At 53.5% G+C, this 7,877-nt stretch carries 5 protein-coding genes; 2 read left to right on the top strand and 3 right to left on the bottom strand.

What is annotated here, in order from left to right; genetic code table 11:
- From G497_RS0114155 to G497_RS0114145, 3 genes are all read right to left on the bottom strand, one after another.
- Window positions 1–1,774: hypothetical protein (locus G497_RS0114155; RefSeq protein WP_027188637.1), on the bottom strand; the 1,774-nt coding region annotated here is incomplete at its 3' end.
- Window positions 1,775–2,368: 594 nt separating this feature from the next.
- Window positions 2,369–3,475 carry a peptide-methionine (S)-S-oxide reductase MsrA gene (msrA, locus tag G497_RS0114150; protein WP_245576400.1) on the bottom strand — a complete coding sequence of 369 codons (1,107 nt, stop codon included), beginning with the start codon at window positions 3,473–3,475 and terminating at the stop codon, window positions 2,369–2,371.
- A gap of 130 nt (window positions 3,476–3,605) precedes the next feature.
- Window positions 3,606–5,294: an FmdE family protein gene (locus tag G497_RS0114145; RefSeq protein ID WP_027188635.1), complete on the bottom strand. Its 1,689-nt coding sequence runs from the start codon at window positions 5,292–5,294 to the stop codon at window positions 3,606–3,608.
- A gap of 307 nt (window positions 5,295–5,601) precedes the next feature.
- On the opposite strand from G497_RS0114145, the gene G497_RS18430 reads away from it, so the two are divergent.
- The gene (locus G497_RS18430; protein WP_051258161.1) at window positions 5,602–6,303 is read left to right on the top strand and encodes a 4Fe-4S binding protein; all 702 of its coding nucleotides are present in this window, start codon (window positions 5,602–5,604) and stop codon (window positions 6,301–6,303) included.
- 578 nt (window positions 6,304–6,881) lie between these two features.
- The gene (locus G497_RS0114135; RefSeq protein WP_027188634.1) at window positions 6,882–7,736 is read left to right on the top strand and encodes a MipA/OmpV family protein; all 855 of its coding nucleotides are present in this window, start codon (window positions 6,882–6,884) and stop codon (window positions 7,734–7,736) included.
- Window positions 7,737–7,877 lie beyond the last annotated feature (141 nt).

The following is a 7,877-nucleotide window of genomic DNA, read 5'->3' as shown; positions in this document are numbered from 1 at the left end:
AGCCTGCCAGGCTGATGCCCGTGCCCACCTGTGTCCAGCCTGCGGGCAGGGTGTAGCGGTCGGCGCTATCTCCGGTGAACACCAGCGATTTCATGGCGCAGTCCAGGCCCTTGGCAGTTATGCCTGCCAGCACGCTGTCAATGTCTATCATGTCTCTGCCTGTGCCCCCGGTGTAATCCAGGTGCAGGGCTTCAAACTGCGTGGCGTTGGTGGCATTGATGCCACCGAAATTGAACGTGCCTGTGCCGGAAGCGCTTAACGCCGTGCCGTGGGAATCTATGGAAAGATTACGGTTCAGGCTCAGCACGTCGCCAATGGCGTGGCTCACGTCATCGCCTGCCGGGCGGTCAATGAGGTCGCCTGCTGCATCGGTGCCGCCTGTGAGGGTGGAGCCTGCCCCCATGACAGTGCCTTGCAGCACCGTGCTTTCCAGGCGCACAAAATCCGTGCCCGCGCCACCGTTAATGGCGGTGTTCACCATGGCAGCGCCTGTGCTGATGTGGATAAAGTCGTTACCATCATCCCCATTCACCACAGCGCCGGAAAGCGCTGCTGCGGAGGTAATGCGCATGGCGTCATTACCAGCACCACCCAGCACTGTGGCGTTGGTAATGGCAGAGGTTGCGCCCGTGGAGGTCAGGGTGAGCACATCATCATCTGCCCCAAGGTCCACAACGGTTTTGGCTCGGGCCGCAAAGTTAAGGCCTTGTATTCCACCCATAAGGGTCATCGTATCGTTCCCATCGCCACTGCTCAGGAGTAGAGATGTGTCTTTATAGTCATTGCCTATGGCAAGGGTGGGGGACTGAATGATGATGCTGTCGTCACCGATTCCGGTATTAATAGTGACATTTTGATTATAACTACGGACGGCCCCATATGTGGCCGACTTGGCATTGATGAACAAAGTGTCATTGCCTGTCCCTAGATCAATATAGGCTGCCTTATCATAACCTATTACAACAGCTTCGTATGCTCCCGTATAAACTGAAACCAGGGAGACACTGTCATCACCTGCCCCTGTTTCCAGGCGACTCCCCCAAAACATATAATAGCCGGCTCCACCTGTTAAAGATAATGTATCGTTTCCACCGCCAGTAACTAAAGTACTCTGGTACATTACTGTACTATACCAAGTTCCATTTGAGACTGCGGCACCTGCACTTATCTCCACCAGGTTATTCCCATCGCCCATATCCACCACACTATTACTCAGCGTACCATGTGACGCATTAGTCAGTTGCAGCACATCATTCCCATCACCAAAATCCACCTTGGCATTTGCCAGTTGAGAGCTGCCGCGCAGGGTGTCGTCGCCTTGCGTCAACCCTTGGGTGAGGGATGCATTACTGCCGGAATTGATATTCAAATACATCTGTTGGGTTTCGCCATCGATATCATTGGGGGAATCCCACTTGCCAGCAGGGTCGCGCACCACCACAACTTCCAGCACTTTTTGGTGAATCTGGTTGTTGCTGTCCTGGTATTCATACGTCACAAAATCCTTCACCGGGCCTGTTCCTGCGCCCATGCGGGTGGCGGCATCAGCTGCCAGGGTAAAGGTAATGGTACCATCGGCATTAAAGGTGGCCTTGCCCAAAAGGGTATCTACGGTGCCGGTGCTTACCATGGCGGCAAAGTCAGCATCGTTGTGCCGCACATCGCCCGTAATAATTTTATTGTTGATGTTGGCAGCCGTGCTGCCTGTGTACATCACAAAACGGTCATCTGCGTCAGTAAGGCCATACAATGCTACTTCATTTACGTCTGCCATGGTTCATTTCTCCGCCGGTGATGGGTTATAATCATTGGAGGCATTTTACTACAAAAAGGCGATATATAGCATATCTGAATATCGCAGCACATGCAATATCAAATCATCCATCAATCCCATTAGAACACTGTCCCCCAACCAAATAATTCTATATGAGCAGCGACAATGCTTCTCTGGTGAATAGAAGATAAGGGTCAAGAGTTGGAGGGAAGGCCTGTGCTTTGAACTACTACAGCCGTTCCCTATACCCGTTCCTTTTCCATCACTTATATTCTAAAATGCGTAATTAACTAAATCATGCAATAGGCTACACGTTTATTTTAGGCTGCATGTAATGCATGGCATTAGTAAAAAGAGAATGACCCAGCCCTATGGGCACTCTCAAAAATATCGGGGTAACTTTGGGGGTAACAAGAAAATCGCCTTGCAAGATTACACAATAAAATAAGCCTGTTGTAGAATCTATTCTGTAGCTGTCGAGACACCACATACGCATTCAAAGAAGTCCGCCAAGGTTAAACGCCTTGGCGGACTTTGCTTTTGTGTGGGGTGCACCCGCCGCTGGAGCGGAAGGAGGAAAAAAGACACCGTTTCCTATTTCACCAAATACTTCAGCGCCCCATACCCTTCTTTTTCCATAGCATCATAGGGGATAAACCGCAGGGATGCGCTGTTTATGCAATAGCGCAGGCCCCCCATTTCTTTGGGGCCATCGGCAAACACGTGGCCTAGGTGAGCTTCCCCCACCCGGCTGCGTACTTCTGTGCGCTGCATGCCAAGGGTGCTATCGGTATGTTCGCGCACCACGGCGGCGTCTATGGGTTTTGTAAAGCTGGGCCAGCCTGTGCCGGAATCGAACTTGTCAGCAGAGGAGAACAGCGGCTCCCCTGTGGTAATATCTACATAAATTCCAGGCTGTTTTGTTTCCCAATACTTACCGGTAAATGCCCGTTCTGTATCTGCCTGCTGGGTAACGGTATATTCCTGGGGCGTTAAGGTTTCGCGCAGCGTGGCATCGGCTGGTTTTGTATATTTACCGGGGGCCACAGCAACAGGTGGCTCTTTGGGCAAGTCTTTCAGGCTTTCAAACCCAATGTGGCAGTAACCGCCTGGGTTCTTTTTCAGGTAGTCCTGGTGGTATTCTTCTGCCAGAAAATAATTTTTCAAGGGGCGCAGTTCCACGGCCAGAGGTTTGGTATGTTTTTTCTGCTCCGCTGCCATTACCGCTTCCAGGGTCGGTTTATCCGCTTCCTGCACATAATAAATGCCTGTTCGGTACTGGCTTCCCCTGTCGTTGCCCTGGCGGTTCACGCTAACAGGGTCAACAACTTTAAAAAACTGCTCCGTAAGGGTTTTCAGGCTCACACGCTGGGGGTCATACACCACATGCACCGCTTCCGCATACCCGGTTTTCCCGGTACAAACCTGCTCATAAGTAGGATTTTGGGTTTCTCCGTTGGCATAGCCCACGGTCACTTCCTGCACCCCAGGAATGCGGGAAAAGTATTCTTCCACACCCCAAAAGCAACCCCCGGCAAAATATATTTCCTGTACTGGCTTCACCTTTGCACCCTCCAGTTGTGTTTGTTGTGATTGGCCTACTCCCGCAGGGCTGCCAGCCTGCAATGGCGATGCCCCAAAAGCCATGGCCGCAGCCACCAGAGTGGCCCAAAAAGTACCCATCATATGAAGAGACTGCATGAGAATTACTCCTTGTAGTATTGGGAGACGCTGCCCTCCAAAAATGTAAAGTAAGCATGAAATGTACAAAAAAAAGGGGGGATGTTACTCTCCCCCCCCTTTTTACCTTTCATCCTAATAAATCAAAGAACTACCGCACAAAAAAGCACTTTGGCCAGGTGCAGGTTTGGCAGTTGCTGCAAAAGCCGCCTTCCCCAAAGCCTGCAATTTCCGCCCTGGTGGGCATGCGCCCTGCCAGCATACGGGGCAGCAGCACGTCGAACATGGTTATTTTAAAGTACAGGGCGCAGGCAGGCACGCCAATAACCTGCATTTCTCCTGCCGCAGGCTGCCACAGGGGCAGGGCCTGGTGCTGGGCGCGAACGGGTTCTGCCAGTGCGTTGCCAGGGGCGGGAATACGGCCCACAAGGCTCATGGCACCGGGCAGCACAGGCATACCATACAGCACATCCTGCATGCCCGCAGCCACCAGGGCGTGGCGGGTAAGGTCTTCCGGGTCTACGGAAAGGCCCCCGGTGGTGACCAAAAGGTCGGCCCCGGCAGCGCGAATGGCCTCAATTTCCGCAGCAATGTGGCCTTTGTCGTCTGGCGCAATGGTGGCCTTGACCACGGTGCAGCCATACGTTTCCACCTTGCGGGAAATAATGGGAATGAACTTGTCTTGTACAAGGCCCTTGAACACTTCCGTACCCGTCACCAAAATACCCACCTTGGCGGGGCGCAACGGTGCCACGGAAAACAGCGGAGCCTTGAGCACCCGCAAGGCAGTGGCAAACTGTTCTGCCGCTATGTACAGCGGAATGACGCGGGTTCCGGCAAATTCGCTGCCCTGCTGCACCACCGTGGCGTCCTGCCGGGTGGCGCACATCACATCGCCCAGCATATTAAAGGCGTGCAACATTTTGGCGTTCAGGCACAGCAGGCCTTCATGGCTGGCAGTAAAGCTGATTTTTCCTTCCTTGGGGGGAAGGGAAAACTGCACGCCTTCACCTGCCATCCGTTTGGCAAAGGATTCTGCCCCTTCATTTTCATGCACGCCGTCCGGGGTATTCTCCCCCTGCACTGCCACATGAAAGCGTCCCATTTGCTGCAAGCGGCACACATCCCCAATGCTCAGTTCCTGCCCGGCGGCAAAGGCCACGCCCTTGGATTCACCAGGAATAATCTGGGTCATATCGTGCAGGGCTTTTTTTCCCACAGCTTCCTCAACAGGAACAACAAGGGGCGTTTGCCCTTGCCCGGCAGGGTCCACACCCAGGCTATAAGGTGCCTCGCCCTGGCAGCCCCGGCACAGCACGCCGTCTTCCTGGGGGAAAGCTTCGCCGCAGTGGGGGCAAATGCCAATGGTGCCCATGTGGGCGTGCCCCAGCAGGGCGGAACGAATACGGATGGGGGTAATGGTGCAAATGGTTTCCCCGGCGCGTTCAATTTCCGCAAAAAGGCGCTCTGTGTCTTGCTCTGCCTTGGGTTTTAGCTTTAAAAACCAGCCGCGAATTTCCGGGTATGGCCCCAGCTTGGCCACGTCCACTGAAACACGGAACCCTTCCCCGGTGAATTTATCGAACAGGGAAACGGCGTATTTACCAAGGTTGATAACCTTCATCCAGTTGTTGCCCGCACTGCACAGGGTGAGCATTTGCACGGCATCAGGCAGGCATTTTTTGGTTTCCACCACGGCTTCAAACAGGGTGCCTTCCGGCAGGGGGCGCATGGCCATGCTCACCATGTAGCCGCCAATAAGCAGCCCTGGGGCAGGGTACCCGTGAAACGCCGCGGCACGTTCTTTAAACTCCTGAAATGTATAGGGGCCGATGCGCATATTGCTCCTTTCATAATGCCTGCTGCGCCTGGAAGCCCAAGCCCAAACTCGGCAATGGTAATTGTATTGAGTCAACGTTTTTTACCCCAACAAACCAAAAGGGGCAACAGGGCATTATGCCGTTCTTATTCAGGCTCCACAGGGGGCGCTGCATATACAAGCAAAGGAAGGCTAAGCATTCCGCATAAAAACAAATAAATTCAGCTAAGAAGCAAGCGGCAATAATTCTCTAGCAATAACTTGCCAATTACAGTATAGCCCTTACCACATTCTTTTCCCCTACATGTGCTTGCGTAAGGAGCGTTACATGCAACCACTGTTTCACTCTTCCAAAACACGCCGCTCCTGGCAATGGCTTTACACACTGGTTACCTTTGTGGTGCTGGCAGCTGGCTGGAAATACCCGGCCCTCGGCTTTTTTGTACTGGCAGCTATGACAGGGGGGCTTATTTCTGGCCTGCTTGCCGGGCGCTGGTTTTGCGGCAACCTGTGCCCCCGCGGGGGCTTTCTGGAGCGCGTGCTCAGCAAGGTAAGCCCTGGCAAGCCCACGCCAGCCTGGCTGAAAAAACCCATTGTGCGCATAGGCTTTATGGTGCTGCTTGGCACCGTGCTTACCGTAAACATAAGCCGCAACCCCACGGAATGGCAGCAATGGGGGCTGGCCTTTTGGCTGGTGTGTTTGGTAACCACCCTGCTGGGTATTGTGCTGGCCTTTTTTGGCAATTCCCGCACGTGGTGCAACATTTGCCCCATGGGCACACTGCAAAACTGGACAGGGGGCGCGCGCTATTCCCTGGCCATTGACCCAGTCAAATGCATAAAGTGCAAACGCTGCGAAAAACAATGCCCCATGCACCTTGCCATTATTGACACTACCTGGGAAACTCCCCAAACCATTCCTTCCAGAGACTGCATTCGCTGTGGGGAATGTATTGCCGCCTGCCCCACCAAAACCTTGCACTTTGTGGAAGCAAACGGCAACAGGTGTTGCAAAAGAATAACACACTAGGCCCTGCTACCTTTGAACAGTTGTCGTTCTTTTCCTTCGCATACTGGGGCAGTTCAAAGTTGAAATACTCAGGGCCCAACCATGCCGCATTTACGATACAGGCCATACCTACCTTACCTATGCCTCAATGCTGTCCAAGCAGGTAGCTGGACAGTATTGAGGCCATTTTGCAAGCAAAATGGCGTTGCGTAACGTGCCTTCTCTCTTTCCAACCGCTTTTTTTTTGCCGCTCATGTTGCTGCAACGCTTGCCTGAAAACAAGAAGACAGCCCAACCGCATTGATATACTTTTATACAATTTTCAAAAAAAATGTAGAAATTAGCCATTCCCCTATGGCACATTAACGTAAAATAACGTATACGCCAAACGATACGAACACACAAAATACAACAACCCAATGCACAACACGTTAACACCGTACTCGCAGGGCACAGTTGTTGCATTAAAATTTCATTCTTTGGTATTTTAACACACTCCCCGGTGTGAACACGGTAGGATTCGCTCCCTGCCAACTGCCCGGCCACAACGCTGCTGCACACTGGGGGGACCCCCAACATCTGAACCAAGAGAGAGAGCAATGAACTTGTTCACTTCATTCCGCAATGGTTGTTTAACCACAGCCGCAGCACTTTTCCTGTTTGCTGCCCCTGCCCTGGCGCAAGAAGAAACACCCCCCGCAAACGGCCAAAACAATGCGGCGTACCCCACAGGCTCCCCTGCTGAAAATGCAGAAGGCGGAGCCCTTCGCCACCATATTTCCATTGGGGCTGCGGGCGTTGTCAAGCCAGACTTTGAAGGGGCCGACTCTTACCGCGTGCGCCCGTTTCCCCTGGTAACGTACCATAACCAGTACTTCTTCATTTCCACCACGCGGGGCGCAGGTGTGAACGTGCTGCGCACCCCCACCATGACAGCCGGGCCGCTGGTAAGCTACCGCTTTGGGCGCGATGAAAACAACAGCCACCTGCTGCGTGGCCTTGGCGACGTAGACGGCGGCATGGAAGTGGGCGGCTTTTTCAACTGGCAGTTCCACCCCCGCTTTGGCACGGGCATTAGAGCCCTGCACGGCACCGGCAATGCTGAAGGCTTTACCGCCGATGCCAACCTGACCTATAATCAACCCCTGGTAACCGACCTGAATTTTATGCTGAGAACCGGGGCCCAGTTTGCCAGCGAAGACTACAACGAGCAGTTTTTTGGCATAACCGAACGCCAAAGCCGCCATTCCGGCTATGACGAATATTCCCCCGGCAGCGGCATTAAGCACGTAAGTGTTTCCCCCATGCTGAACTATCGGTTTTTTGACAACTACACCGCTGGCGTGTTCTATGAATACAAACGCTTGACAGGCCCTGCTGCCGACTCACCCATTGTGGAACGCGGCGACGCTAACCAGCATAGCTCTGGCGTTTCCCTTACCTGGTCTTATTAACCGCTCGGGCTGCGTGGAGATGTGCGGGCAGCAAAGCTACCCGCACCCTCCGCCCTCGCTCCACGGCTCGCTACGCTCGCGACTGCCGTCGACCCTTTTCCACTCCTGCGGCGGGGTACATGCTTCGGCGGCAAAGCCGCC

This window comes from Desulfovibrio cuneatus DSM 11391, assembly GCF_000430005.1.
GTDB lineage: Bacteria > Desulfobacterota > Desulfovibrionia > Desulfovibrionales > Desulfovibrionaceae > Frigididesulfovibrio > Frigididesulfovibrio cuneatus.
The sequence above is the reverse complement of the archived record's forward strand: the minus strand, read 5'-3'. Positions and strand labels throughout refer to the sequence as shown.